The organism is Nocardia sp. NPDC003183 (assembly GCF_053590715.1).
Genome location: NZ_JBSFTG010000016.1, coordinates 108,274 through 127,946 on the forward strand (window position 1 = coordinate 108,274; position 19,673 = coordinate 127,946).

A 19,673-nucleotide genomic window follows, 5' to 3' on the forward strand; every position below is an offset into this window, starting at 1 on the left:
AAGAGATTGCCGGTGTGACAACTTGGCAGTGAGCCCGAACGGGGCTCCCGGACGAGGGTAGCCGTACCCGGAACGCGACAAGACGGCCACAGGAGGCTCGTCATGTCGTGGATTCTGCTCGTCATCTCCGGTGTACTGGAAGCAGTGTGGGCCACCGCGCTGGGCCGGACCGAAGGGTTCACCCGGCTCGTCCCGACCGTGGTTTTCGGCGTAGCCCTGGCAGCCAGCATGACCGGGCTGGCGCTGGCCATGCGTGATCTCCCCGTCGGCACCGCGTACGCGGTCTGGGTGGGCATCGGCGCCGTCCTGACCGTCGTCTATGCCATGGTCACCGGCGCGGAAGCTTTCTCGGTCGTGAAGGCCGTGTTCCTGGTGATGATCGTCGCCGGTGTGGTCGGGCTGAAAATGGCGCACTGACGCGGTGATCCCCGGGCGCGTGGTGCGGGAACCCGGTGCGCGCACGGGGTTCTAGAGCTCGGCGTGTACGCGGAAACCCGAGTCACGCAGTGCGTCCAGAACGTCGTCGCGGTGCGCGGAGCCGCGGGTTTCCACGGTGAGCGACACCTCGACCTCGTCGACGGCCAGCCACGGCCCCGTTCGCGAGTGCACGACATCCACCACGCTCGCGCCGGCGCGCCCGACCACGGCGAGCAGCGCGGACAGGGCGCCTGGCCGGTCGTCGATCGTCACGTGCATGGCCAGGTAGCGGCCCGCGGCGCTGAGACCGTGGCCGATCACGCGCGTGAGTAACAGCGGGTCGATATTCCCGCCCGACACGATGGTCACCACGGGGCCGGGCAGATCTTCGAGAGCGGAGGTGAGCAAGGCGGCCACGCCCGCCGCACCCGCGGGTTCGACGACGAGTTTGGCCCGTTCCAGGCAGAGCAACAGGGCCCTGGACAGGGCGTCCTCGTCGACGGTGACGATCTCGGACACCAGTTCGGCGACATGGGCGAAGGGCACCGCGCCGGGTAGTCCGACCGCGATACCGTCGGCCATCGTCGACATCCGTGGCACCCGGACCGGCCTGCCCGCCGCCAGCGAATCCGGCCACGCCGCCGCCTCGGCCGCCTGCACGCCGATCACCCGGACATTCGGCGCCAGCGCGTGCAACGCCACCGCGACACCCGCGAGCAACCCGCCACCACCGGTGGGCACGACGACCGTACCCACCTCGGGAACCTGCTCGAGGATTTCCAGCGCGACCGTCGCCTGTCCGGCGACGATGTCGGGATGGTCGAAAGGATGGATCAGGGTCGCGCCGGTCCGATCAGCGAATTCCTGTGCGGCGTCCAGGGATTCGTCGATCGTGTCGCCCACCAGATGCACGTCGGCACCGTAGGCGCGCGTCGCGACGAGCTTCGGCAGCGAGGCCCCGACCGGCATGAACACCGTCGAGGCGATCCCGAGCTCGCTCGCCGCCCACGCCACCCCCTGCGCATGGTTGCCGGCGCTGGCTGCCACCACGCCCCGCGCGCGATCCGCCGCCGGGAGATGGGCGATCCGGTTGTAGGCCCCGCGCGGTTTGAACGACCCGGTCCGCTGCAGGTTCTCGCATTTGAGCAGCACCTGCGTACCCGCCCGCTCCGACAACACCCGCGACCCCACGATCGGTGTCCGTCGAATCACCGGCGCCAGCAATCGCGCGGCTTCCTCGATCCGCTCCAGTCCCACGGTCTCCATCGGCCACATGGTGCCAGGTTCGGCATCGCCAGTCGGGTATCCCGGCGTTGCGTCCATATTGTGCAGTGATCAACCGCCCGGCGAGTGGCTCAGCGCAGTTGCGAGGACTTCGCGATGTTGTGGGCGATGGTGCCGAGGCGGGTGAGGCGGGCGTCGCCGAGCGGGGTGAGTTTGCCGCCGAGACGATTGGTGACGAAGGCCAGGGAGAGGCCGGTTTCGGGATCGGCGAAGGCGCCGGAGCCGCCGAGGCCGAAGTGGCCGAAGGCGGAGATCGGGTCGGCCTTGGAGGGTTTCATCGGGACGCCGTGGAAGCCCATGGCCCAGGGGATGCGGAACGCCAGGACGTAGTCGGGGGTGAAGACCTGGCGCGCGGCGAAGCGGGGGATCGAGCCGGGGGAGAGGATGCGGGTGCCGTCGAGTTCGCCGCCGTTGGCCAGGGCGGCATACACGCGGGCGAGCGCGCGGGCGGAGAAGACACCGTTCACGCCGGGCATCACCGAATCGTGGACGCGCTCATCGACGATCAGGTCGGCGAACCCGCGCGGGGTGGTCTCCGCGGCGGCGGCGAAACGGGTACGGGTGAGCAGATCGGAGCCGGTGTCCCAGTCCATGCCCGCGGCGCGCAGGCGCGGGAAGGTGGTGGCGATGCGGTGGCGCTGATCGTGCGGCACCCGGAACCAGAGTTCTTCGGCATCGAGAGGTTCGGCCAGTTCGGTGCGCACCACATCGACGAATGCGCGGCCGGTCACCCGCGCGACGATCTCGGCGGCCAAGTGCCCGTAGCTGATTCCGTGATAGCCGCTGGTGACCCGATGCCGCGGATCGGGAGTGGCGGCGGCCAGCGCGGCGGTGACGGCAGCGTCATCGAGGAAACTCTCGATCGGCCCGGGCAGCAGGCCACGCAGCCGGTGCAGGCCGGCGCGGTGGGTGAGTACATCGCGTACGGTGATGGCGGCCTTGCCTGCCGCGGCGAACTCCGGCCAGTACTCGGCGACCGGGCTGTCGTAGTCGAGCTGTCCCCGATCGGCCAGCTGATGAATCACGGTGGAAGCCACGCCTTTTCCGGTGGAGAAGCCCAACGCCACCGAGTCCGCAGTCCACGGCACACCAGGGCTCGCGTAGCCCGCCCACACATCGACGACGGGCTCGCCGTGCAGATACACGCACAGTGCGCCACCGCCGTGCGAGGGCTTGCGGAACAGATGGTCGAAGACGGTGACCAAGCGGACGAAACGGCGATCCACCGACTGCGCTGTCGAAACTCCCATCCTTCGAGCATGCCATCACACACTAGGGACCGGTCGGTACGGTGATCGTTTCCTAACTGTCACACCGAACACCGCGCACGCAATACGCGGTCCATAGCATGCTTGCATGCCCCCGAGACGACGATCGGCGCTGCTCGCAAGGCTTGTGGTCGATGAGCCAGGCCGACCGCAAGTGATTCTGGGCGAACTGCGCCGGGTGATCCTCGACGGTGCCGTACCGCCGTGCACCGTGATCCCGCTGCGCGAAGTCGCCGAGCTGTTCGGGGTGAGTCACATCCCGGTCCGTGAGGCGCTCAAGACGCTGATCGGGGAGGGCCTGGTCACCCACCGTCAGCAGCGCGGCTACCAGGTGGCCCAGCTCACCGCCCGTGAACTGCGCGAAATGTACATCGTGCGTGACACTTTGGAGACGGCATCACTCGCCGCGGCCGCGCTGCACGCCGACGAGGCCGAACGCGCGCACCTGCTCGCGGTGAACGACCTGCTCGAACGCGCCATCCTCGACGACGATCCCGAGTCGTACCAGCGTCAGTCCCGCAGCTTCCACGTAGCGCTGACGCGGCCGTCACGGATGTTCCGGCTGCTGTACATGCTCGAAGCCGCGTGGAATGTCACCGAGCCGGTGCAGTCGATGGTCCACATCGACCGACTCGACCGCGAGCGCCTGCACATCGACCACATCGCCATGCTCGACGCGTTCCTCGCCCGCGATGTCGACCGTCTGCTCGTGGCCGCCGAGGAACACCACCGCAGGCTGGAAACCGTGGTCGCGACCCTGCCGACCGATACCGGGCTGCTCGCGCCGGAAGATATATCTTCGGTGCAATAGGCGCGAAATTCCCGGGAAACCGCTGGGCAATTGCTGATACTTACCGTCAGTTCAGCAGATGTACCCTTTCGGACGGGAACGATCATGACCGACACCCTTACGTCCTCGGCGGTTCCCGCCGGCGAGCCGCCCACGTACGACCCGCGGCTGACGAACGAGGATCTGGCGCCGCTGCGCAAGCAGAGCTGGGGCACTTACAATATCTTCGCGTTCTGGATGTCAGACGTGCACAGCGTCGGCGGATATGTCACGGCGGGAAGCCTTTTCGCACTCGGACTGGCCAGTTGGCAAGTACTCGCCGCACTGCTCATCGGCATCACCATCGTGTACTTCTTCTGCAATCTGGTGGCGAAACCCAGTCAGATGACCGGGGTGCCCTATCCGGTGATCTGCCGCAGTGCGTTCGGCGTGCTCGGCGCGAATATCCCCGCGATCATCCGCGGTCTGATCGCGGTGGCCTGGTACGGCATTCAGACTTTCCTCGCGTCGGCGGCGCTGGATGTCGTTCTGGTGAAACTGTTTCCGGGATTGGCACCCTACGCCGTCACCGCCGACTACGGGTTCCTCGGACTGTCGGCCCTGGGCTGGGGCAGCTTCCTGCTGCTGTGGGTGGTGCAGGCGTGCGTGTTCTGGCGCGGCATGGAATCGATCCGCAAGTTCATCGACTTCTGCGGTCCCGCCGTCTACGTCGTCATGTTCCTGCTCTGCGGCTACCTCATCGCGAAGGCGGGCTGGAGTGCCATCGACCTGAAACTCGGCGATGTGAAATACACCGGCTGGGCGTCGGTGCCGGTGATGCTCGGCGCGATCGCACTCGTCGTGTCGTATTTCTCGGGGCCGATGCTCAATTTCGGTGACTTCTCCCGATACGGCAAGAGCTTCGCCGCGGTGAAGAAGGGGAACTTCCTCGGGCTTCCGGTGAATTTCCTGGTCTTCTCGGTACTGGTGGTGGTCACCGCCTCCCTGACATTGCCGGTGTACGGCGAGCTCATCACCGATCCGGTCGCCACCGTCGCCGAGATCGATTCCACTTTCGCGATCGTGCTCGGCGCCCTCACCTTCACGGTCGCCACCATCGGGATCAATATCGTCGCGAACTTCATCTCGCCGGCTTTCGATTTCTCGAACGTCAGTCCGCAGCGGATCAGCTGGCGGGCGGGCGGCATGATCGCGGCGGTCGGTTCGGTGCTGATCACGCCCTGGAATCTGTACAACAATCCTGACGTCATCCACTACACCCTCGAGGTTCTCGGGGCCTTCATCGGACCGCTGTTCGGGGTGCTGATCTGCGATTACTACTTGGTGCGCAAGCAGAAGGTGGTCGTCGACGACCTGTTCACGATGTCGGAGCAGGGGACGTATTACTACGCGAAGGGCTATCACCCGGCCGCGATCATCGCGACCGCGGTGGCCGCCGCGGTGGCGGTGTTCCCGGTGCTGGCCAACAGCCTGCCCGGCATGCACTCCGCCGCCCAATACAGCTGGTTCATCGGGTGCGGCATCGGCTTCGCCGTCTACTACCTGCTGACGGGCGCCGCGCGGACGGCCGCTGCCGAGGAGGTCGGTGTCTGATGCGCATCCGGGTCGTCAACCCGAACACCACGCGGGCGATGACCGACACGATCGAGCAGTGTGCGCTGGCCGTCGCGGGCCGGGGCACACTGCTCGACGCGGTCACCTCCGAGATCGGGCCTGCTTCGATCGAGAGCCACTACGACGAGGCGATGAGCGTGCCGGGCCTGCTCGCCGCGATCCGGCAGGGCGAGGCCGACGGTGTGGACGGGTATGTCATCGCCTGCTTCGGTGATCCGGGCCTGGACGCCGCACGGGAACTGGCGGCGGGGCCGGTGATCGGGATCGCCGAGGCGGCCATGCACACCGCGAGTCATCTCGGCCGCGGATTCAGTGTCGTCACGACGCTCGGCCGCACCATCGGGCGAGCGGCCGATCTCGCGGAACACTATGGGATGCAACGGTTCTGCCGGGGGATCCACGCGTGCGAGATCCCGGTACTCGCCCTCGACACCGACCCGGACGCGCGCAAGATCGTCACCGAGGCGTGCCGGGTCGCCGTCGCGCAGGACGGGTCAGATGCTGTGGTGCTCGGGTGCGCCGGAATGGCGGAGCTGTGCGCGCACATTCGCGACGAGATCGGGGTGCCGGTGATCGACGGCGTCGCGGCGGCGACATTGACCGTGCAGTCGCTACTGACGATGGGCCTGCACAAGTCGGGTAGGGGAGAGTTCGCGACGCCGCCGCCGAAGACCTACACGGGACTGCTGGAATCCTTCGGTTCGTGAATGCCGCTCAGACGCCGGCGGTCTCGGTGCTCAGCGCGTTCAGCACCGCGGTGAGATCGTCGACGTCGACGACCAGACGGGTGAAGTCCGGCCCGTCCAGGTCGATCCGCACGGCGCTGCCGCCGAAAGTGGTGTCCCAGAACTCTTTGCGGCCCTTGCCTCGGTAGACGCCCGCGGCGATCACGCCGGGGATGAAGGTGCCGGGCGCGCGGACCCACGGGGGCCGCAGGTCCACTTCGGCGGTGGCGATCTCGGTGATCGCGGCGCGGTCGATCACGACCTGCTGGCGCAGGGCGAGCAGGCGGTGCCCACCGAGCACATTGACCGTCACCGTGTCGTCGTTGATCTCGACCTCGACCATCGCTACCTCACTCGCCATCGTGCGGACCGTTCGATGTCCAGTTTCGCCGGGCGGCCTGGTCACGGACTGTGGTGAGCCTGTGAGTTCCCCAAGGAACTCGGAACCATCTACAAATATAGATATGCGCATTTAACCGGTTGATCGCCACGGGGGCACCCGAGACGAGAAAGAAAACAGGGACAGCCGGGTCAGCGCTCGTGTGCCTGGTCGGCGATCTCGAGCACCTGGGACAGCCACGGCGTGAACTTGCCGGGGTTCTCCGCCAGATCCGCACGCACCTCCTGTGGGGGAATCCACGCCCAGCGGGCGATCTCCGCCGGGTCCGGCCGCGGCGGCATATCGCCGACCACACCGATCAGGACGTGGTCGTACTCGTGCTCGACACGGCCGGTCTTCTCGTCGCCGGCGAGGTAGGTGAACACGCCGACCTTCGTGAGGTCGGCCGCCATCCCGAACTCCTCGCGTAACCGGATCGCGGCAGCCTCGACAACGCTTTGGCCCGGCAGTGGATGCCCACAGCAGGTGTTCGCCCACTGGAGCGGGAACCGGGTCTTCACCGCCGCGCGCTGCTGGAGCAGGACGTGTCCGTGCGAGTCGAACAGCAGCACGGAGAAGGCGCGGTGGAGCGTGCCCGGTGGCCGATGGGCATCGGCCACCGAGCACGCTCCGATCGCCGCGCCTGATTCGTCGACCAGCTCGACGAGCATGGTTTCGCGGTCGGTCGACGGGTCGGCGAGCTTATCGGTCACCTGGCCACCTTATCGGCGACGATCATCAGGTACTGGAAGCTGCCCTCGCGGTAGGCGGTGAGGAACGGCTGTTCGACGCCGGTGGCGAGCTCGGAATGGGTGCGCAACTCCCAGTACGGGATGGTGTCGGGCGTGAGGTCGACGACCGTGGTGGGGACCAGGCCGCTGTCGGACAGTGCGCGGAAGTACTCGCTGCGCGGATGGATCATGCAGCCGTAGTGCGCGTCGATCCAGCTGACCGAGGCGGATCGGCCGCCGGTGACATCGTTGGAGCAGCCGGTGATGCACACATAGCGCCCACCCGGTTCGAGCACCCGGGCGAATTCGTCGAAGAGATCGAAAAGGTCCACGTACATGGTGGTTTCGTTGGTCCAGATGGCCCGGGCCGACTCGTCGACGAAGCCGGTGTCGAGCATATTGCGGAAGTGGAACCCGACCCGTTCGGTCACGCCGCGGGCCTCGGCCTGATCGTTGGCGAAGCCGACCTGGTATTCGGAGATGCTCACGCCGTCGACGTGGCAGCCGAAGCGATCGGCGGCCATGAAACTGGTGCCGCCGCGGCCCGAGCCACCGTCGATCAGCCGGTCGTCGGGGGTGATGGCGCCGAGGTTGTCGAGCAGACAGTCGGCCTGGGCGGTCTCGAGGCGGTGTAGCTCGCGCACGATCCGTTCCTGCCGGGTCTTCTCCGGGCCGTCCAGTACCGACCAATCGGGTTCGCCGATGCCGTAGTGGTGGTGGTAGAGGCCGTCGACCTTGCCCAGTTCGGTATTGACCCGGTCGTCGTTGGGGTTGTTGTTCCAGTACGCGGCGACCGAACGCTGATAGGTGGTGCGCAGGACCGAGCGGTCGGGGGTGTTGACGATGGTCATCTGTCGTCCTCTCCTGGTGCGATGTCGTGGTAGCGGCGGCTGCCCGCGTGCCAGGCGCGGTTGCCGCCCATCCAGGCCCACAGCCCGGCCAGGAAGCGGCGCAGCTGGGGTGAGCCCGAGGCGGCGAGGGGGGCCGCCTCCCGTTCGAAGCGATGCATCAGTTCGTCGTGGATCTGGGCGGTGCGCAGCACGGCGTCGGCCCGGCTGCAGCCCTCCTCGGCGGCCAGGACCGTCGGCAGGTTGAACTCCCTGCCACCCGAAAGGTCCTCGCGCGCCATCGAATACAGGTCGTTCACCATCTGGGCGGCCAGCGCGGCGGTGGTGGTCACCCGCCGCACCGCCGGGTCGGCGTAGTCGGCGGCGGCGAGTTCGTAGCCGCCGACCGCGTCGATCGGTGCCATACACGGCAGGAAACTGTGTGGCTGCCGATTGGTCAGGTACTCCCAGACCGGTGGCATCCGGTCCGCGGTGCGCCAGCCCGCCTCGGCGCCGAGCGCGATGAACCACCCCGCGATCTCGGTGCGTAACCGGGCCAGCTGCGCCGGGCTCGCGTACCCCGCCAGGTGCGCGAACGAGGTGCGGAACGCGCGCAGGATCGGGTCGGCCTGCATGGCCTGTTCGAGCCTCGGCGCGTACCGCGCGGGGAGATGGGCCGGATCCATTGCGGCGGCGGCCAATTCGAGCCGTGGCCCGAGCTCGGCGGCGGCGCTGGACGGTGTGCCGTCGGGTGCGGTGTCGCCAGGGGCGTCCTCCTCACAGTAGTAGTCGTCGACCGACCATTCCGCCACCGCGCAGCGAGCGACGGCCAGCAGCCGGTCGGGATCGTCGCAATCGGGATGGGCGAGCATGATCAACCGGCCGAAGTCGGCCTTGGCGAGCTCGTCGAGACGGCCTTCGTAGAGGCCGATCTCGGTGGCCCAGGCGAGCAGGCCCGCGTTGACGGCCTCGGCCAGCGCCGGGTCGTCACGCTCGGGAGGTGGGCAGTAGAGAGCGGGAATCGGCTGTTGCCCAGTGGAATTCGTCGTCTCCGCAGCGGGAGCGGCAGGAAGATCCTGTGCCGGGAACAATCGCAGGCCGGACGTGCCTATCCCGGTCGGTCCGCGAAGACGACGTGGCGTGACGGAGCCGGTGGGCGCACCGGGGGTGCGTCGGGGGAGCGTCGCGGTGCCGGAGAACAGGTCGGCCGGGGCGGCGGCGCCGTGCAGCAGGGCCGCCACCGCGACAGCCAGATCGCCTGCCGCGATGGGAGCGCCGACCCTGGTGAGGATGGACACGGTCCGCGCCGATCAGTCGGCGCGACGCGCGACGAGCACGTCGTCCAGCACGCCGAGCGCATCGGGAACGAGGACGGCCGCGGAGTAATAGCAGCTCACCAGGTACGACATGATCGACTGGTCGTCGATCTGCTTGAACCGGACGTTGAGGCTCGGCTCGTATTCATCGGGAATTCCGGTCTGATGCAGCCCCACGACGCCCTGATCCTTCTCACCGATGCGCATCGCCATGATCGATGTGGTCTGGGTGTCGCTGACGGGGATCTTGCCGCACGGCAGCAGGGGCACGCCGCGCCAAGCGGGCACCCGGTGCCCCTGGTACTCCACGGGGTCGGGGTACAGACCGCGACGTGAACACTCGCGACCGAACGCGGCGATCGCTTTCGGATGTGCGAGAAAGAATTTGGTGCCGCGCCGCATGCTGAGCAGCTCGTCCATGTCGTCAGGGGTCGGCGCGCCGGATTCGGTGGTGATGCGCTGTTTGAGGTCGCAGTTGTGCAGCAGGCCGAACTCGGCATTGTTCACCAGGTCGTACTCGCGTCGCTCGTAGAGCGCCTCGACGGTGAGCCGCAACTGCTGGTCGACCTGGTTCATCGGATCGTTGAACAGGTCGGCGACGCGGGTGTGCACGCGCAGCACGCTCTGGGCCAGGCTGAGTTCGTATTCGCGGGGGCTGGCGTCGTAGTCGACGAAGGTGCCCTCGAGCAGCGGTTCGCCGGAGTGGCCGGAGGAGATCTCGATATCGGCTTCACCCTTGGAGTTCTGGAGCCGGCTCGACCGCTGGGCCGCTTCGGTGCGGATCTGATCCAGCTCCGGGTTCAGTTCGAGAAATTGCTCGAATTGTTGTCTCGGCAGGCAGAGAATGGTGGTTCTGGTCAACGTCTTGACCGTGTCCGGCCAGATCGCCGAAGGATCGGTGAGCATTTCCTCGCCGTAATAGTCGCCGCCGGACAGCAGGCCGAGTTTGGTCGACTCGCCGTATTGACCGGAGCCGAGCCGGGCGAGTTTTCCGTGCACGACGAGGATCACCTGATCCATCGGATTGCCGAATTCGGCGACGACCGATCCCGGATCGAGGTCGTATTGCACGAATTTGTCCGCGAGCGGGCGCAGGAGTTCGTCGTCGTCGATAGTGCGCAGTGGCGGAAGCTCACGGAGTTCCTGCGGAATCACCCTGGCCCGGGATCCGTCGACGACGAATTCCACCTCGCCGTTGCCGACGGTGTGGGTGAGCCTGCGGTTGACCCGGTAGATACCGCCCGCGACCTGCACCCATGGCAGTGCGCGTGAGAGCCAGCGCGAGCTGATGCCCTGCATCTGCGGTTCGGATTTGGTGGTATGTGTCAGTTTGTGCGCGGCCGTGGTACTCAGGCTCTTGCGCACGGAATTGTCTGTGGGCAACGGCATTTCGATGGTCATGGGATATGTCCTCACCTCGGGACGGAAATCGGCACGGCCGATCGACCTGTGTGGCGCGACAATGCGCGACAGGCTCGGGTGTGGGTCATGGTGCGAAGCGAATGGTCCTGCGCGGATAACCGGGCGTGTGAAACGGTGTTACACGAAATCTGATGCGTGTCAGTACGTTCCGGACGATAACGATGGTAGGCGGTTGCGGTGGCCGCGCGCCGGATATTCGGAAAAACATGGTGATGACCGGGAGAACCGTTGTGCGGGAGGCGATTGCGGACAGCTGGGTGTCCGGGAGTCGCCGGCGATGTGTTCTCTGTGCCGACGCTCGGCCGCATCGCGGCGGCCACCTCTGCCCTGGGCTGCCGGTTCCCGGGCGATCTCGGCGTGACGACGAACCGTACGAGAGTTGTGACCTCAGTGTTATCGGCCGTTGAGCGGGGCATGTGATTCGAATCGCCGGAACATGCGGCCTGTCACAGCCGACACATAATGGAGGTCCGATGTGGCAAGCTCATATGAGCACATCGGGGTGTGTGAGGTGTGTCACTTTGAGCAGGTAGGGCCAGGTGGGAACGGTGGATATCAGTCCAAAAGGTGTGGTCGGTTCGGTGCAGCGGTTGCTGGCTACCGCGCAGAACGGGCTGGAGGTGATCCGCTTCGGCGGGTTGTCACACGATGTCGAGTCCTCGCCCTTCGAGGTCGTCGAGCGCCGACGCATGTACCGGCTGCGACATTACTTCCCCGACGATACGACGCCGGGGCGTCCGGTGGCGCTGCTGGTGCCACCGTTGATGGTGAACGCCGACATCTGGGACGTCAACGCGGCAGGCGGCGCGGTCGGCATTCTGCACGAGAGCGGAATCGACTGCTGGGTCATCGATTTCGGCTCACCCGCGACCGAGGAGGGCGGCTGGGAACGCGACCTGGCCGACCACGTGCTCGCGGTGAACTCCGCCATCGACACCGTTTGTGAGGCCACCGGCGCGCAGCTGCATGTGATGGGGTACTCCCAGGGCGGCATGTTCGCCTACCAGACCACTGCCTACCGCTACGGCAAGGGCGTGGCCTCCATCGTCACCTTCGGCAGCCCTGTCGACATAGTCAACGGGATGCCGTTCGGTCTGCCCTACGGTCTGGTTTCCGAAGTCGCCGATTTCCTCGCCGACCACGTGATGCACCGGCTGCCGATCACCGAATCGATGGTACGCATCGGCTTCCAGATGCTCGACCCGGTGAAGACCGCCAAGTCGCGCATCGACTTCCTGCTGCAATTGCACGATCGGGAAGCGCTGCTGCCCAAGGAACGTCAGCGCCGCTTCCTCAACAGCGATGGCTGGGTGGGGTATTCGGGTCCGGCAGTGGCAGATCTGCTCAAGCAGTTCGTCGCCCACAATCGAATGATGCTCGGCGGATTCGTGATTCGCGACCACCCGGTGTCGCTCGCTGAGCTCAAGTGCCCGATCCTGGCCTTCGTCGGCGAGGTGGACGACATCGGTCAGCCCGCCGCGGTGCGTGGCATCGTGCGGGCCGCCCCCAATGCCGAGGTGTACGAAGCGAGTTTGGTGGCAGGCCATTTCGGGCTCGTCGCCGGTTCGACGGCCACCAACCACACCTGGCCGATGGTGCGCGACTGGATCGCGTGGATGGACGGCAACGGCACCCTGCCCGAGCAGATCGTGCCCATGCAGGAACACGTCGCGAGCAACGCGCCGCGCACCGCCGCCACCCGGATGGTGCACACCGCCGCCGGCCTGGCCGAGGCGGGCGCGGGTGTCGGCAAGGCACTGGAAGGCATCGCGGGCAACACGATTCGCGGATCGCTCGAAATGGCGGGGGAGGCGGCGCGGGCACTGCCCCGGCTGACCAGGCTCGGGATGATCCAGCCGCACACCCGCATCTCGCTCGGCAAACTGCTCAGTGAGCACGCGAGCCGCGCACCGCAGAAGGACCTGGTCCTCTTCGACGACCGGGTGCACACCAATGCCGCCGTCGAGGAGCGCGTCGACAATGTCGTGCGCGGCCTGATCTCGGTCGGCATCCGCCCCGCCATGCGCGTCGGCATCATGATGGAGACGCGTCCGAGCGCTCTGGCCTCGGTCGCGGCGCTCTCGCGCATCGGCGCCGTCGCGGTGCTGCTGGCGCCGGGCGCCGAACTCGACCGGGCCATCGAGCTGACCGGCGTGCAGACGCTGATCGCCGATCCGGAGAACCTGCGCACCGCCGCCGCGACGGCCGCCAGGGTGCTGGTACTCGGCGGCGGCGACAGCCGCGCGCTCGCGGTGCCGACCAGCGATCGCGTGATCGACCTCGAGCAGATCGACCCGGCGAAGGTCCGGGTGCCCGCCTGGTACCGGCCGAACCCGGGCCTGGCGCGCGAACTCGCGTTCGTGCTCGTCCTCGGCTCCGGCGAGCGCCTGGAGGCGAAGTACATCACCAACCACCGCTGGGCCCTGTCGGCGTTCGGCACCGCGAGCGCGGCCGACCTCGACCGTCGTGACACGGTGTACTGCCTTGCGCCACTGCACCATTCGTCGGGACTGCTGGTGAGCCTCGGCGGGGCGATCGCCGGTGGCAGCCGCATCGCGCTCGCTCGGCCGATGGACATGGATCCGGGCCGGTTCGCCGAAGAGGTGCACCGCTACGGCGTCACCGTCGTCACCTACACCTGGACGATGCTGCGCGACCTGCTCGACTCCCAGGTCTTTCCCGCAGGCCACAACCATCCGATCCGGCTGTTCATCGGATCCGGTATGCCCGCGGGTCTGTGGCGGCGCACCATCGAACAGTTCGCCCCGGCCAGGGTGCTCGAGTTCTACGCCTCGATCGACGGCGACGTGGTGCTGGCGAATGTCACCGGCGCCAAGATCGGATCGAAGGGCAGGCCCGTTCCCGGCACCGCGCGGGTCGAATTGGTCGCCTACGACCCGGTCAGCGAGCAGATCCTCGTCGGCGACGACGGGTTCGCCCGCCGCTGCGCCGACAACGAACCCGGGCTGCTGCTCGGCAAGGCCGTCGACGGGGGCGACATCTCCGACGGTGGGCTGCGCGGTGTGTTCCGCGCCGGTGACGCCTGGTGGCCGACGGAGAACCTGTTCCGGCGTGACAGCGACGGTGACTACTGGTTGGTCGACCGTCGCGACACCGTGATCCGTGCCGTGCGCGGCCCGGTGTTCACCCAGCCGATCGTGGACGTGCTCAACGACATCACCCCGGTCGACATGGAGGTCGCGTTCGGGCTGAAGACCGCGGCAGGGGTGATCGCAGCGGCCGCCCTGAGCGTGCGTGACGGGTTCCGGATCGAACCGGGCGATGTCACCGAGGCGATGCGCGGGCTGGAGCCCGGCCAGCGCCCTGACCTGGTCTACGTCGTCGACGAGATCCCGCGCAGTTCCAGCTTCCGCCCCTCGGCCTCGGCGATCCAGGCCGCGGGTCTGCCCAAGGCCGGACCGGGTACCTGGATCTACAACCGGGAGACCGAGGCTTACGAGGTGCTCGGCAACGCCGCGGCGGCGACGCTGTTCGGCGGAAGCTGACCGCACGACGCGAAGGCCGCCCGGCAGAAACCGGGCGGCCTTTGTTCGATGGCGGTTACACCTGGTATTCGGTGACCGCGTCGACGACACGACCGAGCTGAGCCTCGCTCAGCAGCGGCCACAGCGGCAGGCGCACGATCGTCGCCGAGAAGTTCGCCGAGCGGGTGCACGGCACCGGGGTCCGGCCGTACTTGAGGCCCGCGGGGCTCGAATCCAGCGGAATGTAGTGGAACGGCGCGACGATGCCGCGTTCGGCGAGGTGGGCGATGATGCCGTCGCGGCTGTCCTCGCTGGGCATCCGCAGGTAGAACAGGTGCGCGGTGTGGCCCGCGTCGGCGGGCACCGTCATCGGGCGCACATCGTTGCGTGCCGCCCAGTCGGGCAGCGCGGCCGCGTAGGTGTCCCACACGCGGTGGCGGTTGGCCTGGATGGTGTCGAACTCGGCCAGCTGGGCGTCGAGCACGGCGGCGTTGAGCTCGCTGGGCAGGTAGCTGGAACCGATGTCCTGCCAGGAGTACTTGTCGACCTGGCCGCGCAGGAAGCGAGCGCGGTCGGTGCCCTTCTCCCGCATGATCTCGGCGCGACCCATCAGGATCTCGTCCGACAGCAGCAGCGCGCCGCCCTCACCGCAGTGCACGTTCTTCGTGTCGTGGAAACTCTGTGTGCCGAGGGTGCCGATCGTGCCGAGCTGTCTGCCCCGCCAGGTGCCGCCCAGACCGTGTGCGTTGTCCTCGATGATCGCCACGCCGTGCTGGGCGGCCAGCGCGAGCAGCGGCTCCATGTCGGCGGCGACACCGCCGTAGTGCATCACCACGATGGCCTTGGTGCGGTCGGTGATCGCGGCGGCCGCGGCGGCGGGGTCGATATTGCCGGTGGACTCGTCGATGTCGACGAACACGCAGGTGGAACCACGCAGGGCCATCGAGGTGGCCGCGGAGGTGAACGCGAAACTGGGGACGATCACCTCGTCGTCGGGACCCAGCTCCAGCAGCAGCGCGCCCAATTCGAGCGCGTGCGTGCAGGAGGTGGTGAGCAGCGCGTGATCGGCGCCGGTGATGGCTTTGATCTTCGCCGTCGCCGACTTGGTGAACTGACCGTCGCCGTGACTGTGATCGGAATCGAGCACGGTCATCAGATTGGGGCGTTCAGCGGCAGCGCGGAACGGCCTGCTGAAGATGATGCGGTCGCTCACGCGCGATGGCCCTTCTCCGTCGCGGCTGCCGGTACCGCGGCGTCGACTCGATGGTTCACGGCCGGCGCATGCATCGTATCCGGGCGCGGTGTCGGGGTCTGCACGGTGAGGTAGAGCGGCTTGCCGACCAGGATGTGCAGTGCGACACCGAGATACTCGGCGATCAGGCCGAGCGAGAACAGCATCGCGCCCGAGCACAGCAGCATCACGACGATGATCGACGCCCAGCCCTCGGGATCGTGGTTGTCCTGCGTCAACGCCTGCACGATCACCACCGCGGCCATGATCACCCCGGCCAGCGCGAGGGTGACCCCGAGCATGCTCACCAGCCGCAGGCCGCGAGTGCCGCTGCACAGCACCATCTTCCAGAACAGGGAGAACAGGCGGCGATAGTTGTAGCCGGACTCCTCGCGCCCTTCGGCGCGCAGCACCACCGGCACCGAGACCGTATTGCCGACGACCCAGGTGAGCGCCACGTCCAGGTACACCCCGTTGGCCGCGACCTCGGCGAGCTGGCGGCCGATGTCGCCGCGGATCAGCCGGAAGCTCTCGAAGCGCGTCGAATCCGGGAACGCGAACACCGTCGCGAGCACGATCTTGGCGCCGCGTGAGGTGAGATTGCGCAGGAAGCCGTGCGGGCGGGTATTGGACGGTTTCGAATAGACCAGGTCCGCGCGCGAGGCCAGCGCCGCGTCGAGGAAGTCCGCGATGAACGCGGGGTCGTGCTGACCGTCCTCGTCCATTGTGACGATCCAGTCGCCCTGTGCCGCCGCCATACCGGCGATCGTCGCCGCGTCCTGACCGAAGTTGCGGCTCAACCACACCGCGCGCACCTGCGGGAAGGACCCTTCCAGTTCCTGCAGGACGACATCGGAGCGGTCGGGGCCGTTGTCGTGCACGAGGATGATCTCCTCGACCGCGAACCGGGCGCCCGCCGCGGTCGTACTCGGGCCCGTCAGCCGGTCCAGCTCGGCGACCAGTGCCGCGATCGTGTCCTCGCCCCGATACACCGGGACGACCACCGATACCGAATGCACCGGGCTCGATCCGTTGCGATCGGGCGCGCCCGATCGCACGACAGTGTCGGGCCTGGACAAAGGTGCGGACGGAATCGGCATCGCGGACACTTTCGGTGTTTCGGAGGTATTGACCCAGCAGTGTGCGCACTTTAACACCGGCGCGTGACACGTCGGTGGAAGCGATCCCGCTGTGCGACGGTGCCAGTCGGGCCGTGTGCCTGTAGGGTCTGGTCCTCGTGGTGGAAAGTAGAACCCCGTCCCGTCGTTCCGTCTATATCTGGGGCTTGATCACCTCCCTCGGAGTGATCGCGGGCTATGGTGCGGTTCTCCTGGCCAACGTTCGGCACTTCTATACCGACGACACCGAATCCCAGTACGTCCCGCTGTGGGTGATGCTCGGCAACCGGCTGCGCAACGGTGATCTGCCGGTGATGGTGCCCGAGCACTGGATGGCCGGGAACTACTCGATCGAGGAAGCCGGGCTGCTGAATCCGCCGCAGTTGCTGATCGATCTCATCGCGCCCTCGGTGGACAACCTGGTGCTGTACGCGACCGTGGTGAAGCTGATCTTCGCGATCATCCTCGGACTCGGCGTCTACCGGATCTGCCTGGCCTACGGCTCGCGGGTGCAGTGGGCGGCGCTGGCCGGGGTCTCGATTCCGTTCACCGGCTGGTTGCTGTTCTTCGACGAGGCCAGCTGGATGACCGCCTTCACCGGCACCGCGTGGATGGTGCACGCGTGGGCGTCGGGCGTGCGCTACTCGCGCGGTCGTGGCGGGCCGATCCCCGTGTTCGTGTATCTCTACCTGGCGATCTCGGTGCAGTACATCTTCCCGGCGGTGGAAGCCGGCCTGATGATCGGCGCGGTCGCGGTCGGTGAGCTGATCTACCAGCGGACTTGGCGCCCGTCGCTGAAACTGCTGACGGTGGCCGGCTTGGCGGCGCTGGCCGGAGCGGCGACCTACCTGCCGAGCATGCTGTCGGCGAAGGTCACCTGGCGTGGCACCGCTCAGATCAACAACGACATGTTCCTCACGGTGCCGTGGTCGGAATCGCTGAACGCGAGCCTGCCCTCGACCCTGCCCGCGTTCACCTCGTGGTGGGGTTACGTCCAGCCGCTGCCGGTGGTCTACATCGCCTGGTTCCTGATTCCGGCCCTGGCGTTCATCGACTGGGGCAAGGCGCGCGCGGCCTGGCGCGAACTCAGCGGCATCGGCCTGTTCGCGATCGCTGCGCTGATGTGGACGGCCGGACCCGGCACGATCGGCCCGCTGCGCTGGCCCGCCCGCGTGCTGCCGATGGTGGCGCTGGGTCTGCTGCTGCTGGTGTGCGTGCTGCTCGGGCGGTTCGCGACCTTCAAGGACTGGCGTGCGCGGGGTATCGCGGCGGCCGTGCTGATCGGGCTGCTGTGGGTGCGGTCGTTCTCCGCCGACCCACACAACTGGATCGCGCATGTGATCGCCGCGCTGGCCATCGCCGCGCTCGGGGCCGCGCTGGTGTGGCTGGCGGTGAACAAGGGGATCTCGGCGGCGGTGGCGCTGGCGATCATCGCGGTGTCCCCGATCGCGTATGTCCAGGTGGAACGGGCACAGCCGACGCCGATGAGCTGGAATCTGCCCAGCGATCGGGCCGCGGCGCGCGCGGCGTTCCCGGAATTCGCGGGGACCACGCTGCAGCTCGGCGATCGCGCGCTGATCCAACCGGGGGAGCGCACCCTCGACGGTGCCTACGGCTCGCTGGTGTTCGGCAACTACGCCAAGGACATCGAGCGCACCTATGTCAGCGGCTACACCCCGAACGGTCACTTCTGGTTCGGCGACATGCTCTGCATGCGCTGGGACACCAGCGTGTGCCCCGACGCCTACCGCCGCGCGTTCGCGGTCGAGCCGTCGACGGGCAAAACGGTCGTCGATTTGATGAACATCGACCGGGTGGTGCTGCAACGCGCGCTCTACCCGGCCGCGCGGACAGAGCCCGCGCCCGAGGGGTGGAAGTGGGTCGACTACCCCGGCCACGAGAACTACATCTCGGTCCTCGAACGTGCGGACGGCCTGATCTCCACCCGCAACGGCCGGATCTCGGCGGTCGAGAACGCCACCGCGGTCTCGACCTCGGAAAGCGATACGACGAGCCGGGTCACCGTGAGCTCGGCGGCCGGTGGCCGCGTCGTGTTCGCGCGTCTGGGCTGGCCGGGCTACCGGGTGAGCCTCGACGGCAAGGACATCCCGTTCAAGGTCGTCGCGAAGAGTTTCGTCGCGGTCGACATTCCGGCCGGGACGAAGAACGGCGATCTCGAGCTGACCTGGCGTCCGCCGGGCTGGAAGATCGGCGGCGCCGCGATCGGCCTCGGACTGCTCGGACTCGCGGTGTTCCAGTGGCTGTACGTGCGTGGGCGTAAGCCCGACGACGAGGAGCTGGACGCCCCGGCGGCGGAGTCGATCGCCGACGACGACACCGCGCTCGCGAACGCGGTGCGATGACCGCCGAGGCGGCGGGCGGCGTGCTCGAGACACCGGGCCCGCTGCTGCGGATCGTGAAACGTCAGGAGCTGGCGTTCGCGATCGTCGGCGGTTTCAACACCCTGCTCGGCATGGCGCTCGTCGTTTTCTGGCTGCAGGTGCTCGGCGACGGCAGGCCCGGTCTGGCCGTTGTCGCTGCCTACGCGGTGAGCACGGTCGTCGCGTTCGTGCTGCACCGCACCCTGGTGTTCCGCGTGCACGGCCATCTCCTGCGTGACTTTCTCGCGTTCTGCGGGGTCAACGCCGGTGGTCTGGTGCTCAACGTGATCCTGGTGGAACTGGCGGTTACCGGCCTCGGGTTTCCCGCCGCCCCCGCCTCGGTGATCGTCATGGGTCTGGTGGCGGTCGTGAGCTTCTTCGGACACCGCTACATCTCGTTCCGCCGGGCGCGGTAGGTTAGGCACATGGCGCACGAATCCACCATCGACGCAACCCTGCTCGGCCTGCTGGCCTGCCCCCAGGACAAGGGTCCCCTGCAGCTGGTGCGCACCGAAGCCGATGTGAGCGTGCTCTACAACCCGCGTCTCCGTCGCGCGTACCCGATCGACAACGGCATCCCGGTGCTGCTGATCGACGAGGCCCGCGACGTCTCCGACGCCGAGCACGAATTCTTCGTCGCCGAATCCTGATCGGCCCATTCGGCAGCTTCCCCACTGCTCCCGAA

At 67.5% G+C, this 19,673-nt stretch carries 17 protein-coding genes and 1 riboswitch; of the genes, 8 read left to right on the plus strand and 9 right to left on the minus strand.

The window, feature by feature from the left end:
* Positions 1-27 precede the first annotated feature (27 nt).
* Positions 28-92, plus strand: a riboswitch (guanidine-III (ykkC-III) riboswitch).
* Positions 93-102: 10 nt separating this feature from the next.
* Complete coding sequence (locus tag ACWDXS_RS30640) at positions 103-417, plus strand: DMT family transporter (protein ID WP_358114922.1); 315 nt, start codon at positions 103-105, stop codon at positions 415-417.
* Positions 418-468: 51 nt separating this feature from the next.
* Here the strand turns inward: ACWDXS_RS30640 and ilvA are convergent, their stop codons facing one another.
* Together ilvA and ACWDXS_RS30650 are read right to left on the minus strand one after the other, a co-directional pair.
* A complete protein-coding gene (ilvA, locus tag ACWDXS_RS30645; protein WP_387448213.1) occupies positions 469-1,692 on the minus strand; it encodes a threonine ammonia-lyase in 1,224 nt (407 codons plus the stop codon).
* An 80-nt stretch (positions 1,693-1,772) separates the two neighbouring features.
* Positions 1,773-2,951, minus strand: a complete 1,179-nt coding sequence (locus tag ACWDXS_RS30650) for a serine hydrolase domain-containing protein (RefSeq protein WP_378994238.1) — start codon at positions 2,949-2,951, stop codon at positions 1,773-1,775.
* 106 nt (positions 2,952-3,057) lie between these two features.
* On the opposite strand from ACWDXS_RS30650, the gene ACWDXS_RS30655 reads away from it, so the two are divergent.
* The 3 genes from ACWDXS_RS30655 to ACWDXS_RS30665 all read left to right on the plus strand — a co-directional run bounded on the left by ACWDXS_RS30655 (position 3,058) and on the right by ACWDXS_RS30665 (position 6,080).
* Complete coding sequence (locus tag ACWDXS_RS30655) at positions 3,058-3,780, plus strand: GntR family transcriptional regulator (RefSeq protein ID WP_378636910.1); 723 nt, start codon at positions 3,058-3,060, stop codon at positions 3,778-3,780.
* Positions 3,781-3,864: 84 nt separating this feature from the next.
* Entirely contained in the window at positions 3,865-5,352 is a 1,488-nt protein-coding gene (locus tag ACWDXS_RS30660; protein WP_379314311.1) for an NCS1 family nucleobase:cation symporter-1, read from the plus strand.
* Entirely contained in the window at positions 5,352-6,080 is a 729-nt protein-coding gene (locus ACWDXS_RS30665) for an aspartate/glutamate racemase family protein (RefSeq protein WP_449971034.1), read from the plus strand. The genes ACWDXS_RS30660 and ACWDXS_RS30665 overlap by 1 nt, the downstream gene beginning before the upstream one ends.
* A 7-nt stretch (positions 6,081-6,087) precedes the next feature.
* On the opposite strand, the gene ACWDXS_RS30670 is transcribed toward ACWDXS_RS30665, so the two are convergent.
* The 5 genes from ACWDXS_RS30670 to ACWDXS_RS30690 form a co-directional block, all read right to left on the minus strand.
* A complete protein-coding gene (locus ACWDXS_RS30670) occupies positions 6,088-6,459 on the minus strand; it encodes a hypothetical protein (RefSeq protein WP_379314312.1) in 372 nt (123 codons plus the stop codon).
* Positions 6,460-6,629: 170 nt separating this feature from the next.
* Positions 6,630-7,190 carry an isopentenyl-diphosphate Delta-isomerase gene (gene idi / locus ACWDXS_RS30675; protein WP_449971037.1) on the minus strand — a complete coding sequence of 187 codons (561 nt, stop codon included), beginning with the start codon at positions 7,188-7,190 and terminating at the stop codon, positions 6,630-6,632.
* The gene (locus ACWDXS_RS30680) at positions 7,187-8,059 is read right to left on the minus strand and encodes a geranyl diphosphate 2-C-methyltransferase (RefSeq protein WP_378994249.1); all 873 of its coding nucleotides are present in this window, start codon (positions 8,057-8,059) and stop codon (positions 7,187-7,189) included. Before ACWDXS_RS30680 ends, idi begins: the two co-directional genes overlap by 4 nt.
* Positions 8,056-9,333, minus strand: a complete 1,278-nt coding sequence (locus ACWDXS_RS30685; RefSeq protein WP_449971040.1) for a family 2 encapsulin nanocompartment cargo protein terpene cyclase — start codon at positions 9,331-9,333, stop codon at positions 8,056-8,058. The genes ACWDXS_RS30680 and ACWDXS_RS30685 overlap by 4 nt, the downstream gene beginning before the upstream one ends.
* A gap of 12 nt (positions 9,334-9,345) precedes the next feature.
* Positions 9,346-10,752 carry a family 2B encapsulin nanocompartment shell protein gene (locus tag ACWDXS_RS30690; RefSeq protein WP_449971043.1) on the minus strand — a complete coding sequence of 469 codons (1,407 nt, stop codon included), beginning with the start codon at positions 10,750-10,752 and terminating at the stop codon, positions 9,346-9,348.
* A 569-nt stretch (positions 10,753-11,321) separates the two neighbouring features.
* On the opposite strand from ACWDXS_RS30690, the gene ACWDXS_RS30695 reads away from it, so the two are divergent.
* Positions 11,322-14,279, plus strand: coding sequence for an AMP-binding protein (locus ACWDXS_RS30695; RefSeq protein WP_378994255.1), 2,958 nt, complete (start codon positions 11,322-11,324; stop codon positions 14,277-14,279).
* Positions 14,280-14,334: 55 nt separating this feature from the next.
* On the opposite strand, the gene rffA is transcribed toward ACWDXS_RS30695, so the two are convergent.
* Both rffA and ACWDXS_RS30705 read right to left on the minus strand, forming a co-directional pair.
* Entirely contained in the window at positions 14,335-15,471 is a 1,137-nt protein-coding gene (gene rffA, locus ACWDXS_RS30700) for a dTDP-4-amino-4,6-dideoxygalactose transaminase (protein WP_378994257.1), read from the minus strand.
* Positions 15,468-16,508, minus strand: a complete 1,041-nt coding sequence (locus ACWDXS_RS30705) for a glycosyltransferase (RefSeq protein WP_378994259.1) — start codon at positions 16,506-16,508, stop codon at positions 15,468-15,470. The genes rffA and ACWDXS_RS30705 overlap by 4 nt, the downstream gene beginning before the upstream one ends.
* A gap of 266 nt (positions 16,509-16,774) precedes the next feature.
* On the opposite strand from ACWDXS_RS30705, the gene ACWDXS_RS30710 reads away from it, so the two are divergent.
* Genes ACWDXS_RS30710 through ACWDXS_RS30720 form a run of 3 tightly spaced genes read left to right on the plus strand, consistent with a single transcriptional unit; the run spans position 16,775 to position 19,638 of the window.
* Complete coding sequence (locus tag ACWDXS_RS30710; RefSeq protein ID WP_449971046.1) at positions 16,775-18,970, plus strand: hypothetical protein; 2,196 nt, start codon at positions 16,775-16,777, stop codon at positions 18,968-18,970.
* A complete protein-coding gene (locus ACWDXS_RS30715) occupies positions 18,967-19,404 on the plus strand; it encodes a GtrA family protein (protein ID WP_378994263.1) in 438 nt (145 codons plus the stop codon). The genes ACWDXS_RS30710 and ACWDXS_RS30715 overlap by 4 nt, the downstream gene beginning before the upstream one ends.
* 9 nt (positions 19,405-19,413) lie before the next feature.
* Positions 19,414-19,638: a Trm112 family protein gene (locus tag ACWDXS_RS30720; protein WP_378636876.1), complete on the plus strand. Its 225-nt coding sequence runs from the start codon at positions 19,414-19,416 to the stop codon at positions 19,636-19,638.
* Positions 19,639-19,673: the final 35 nt, after the last annotated feature.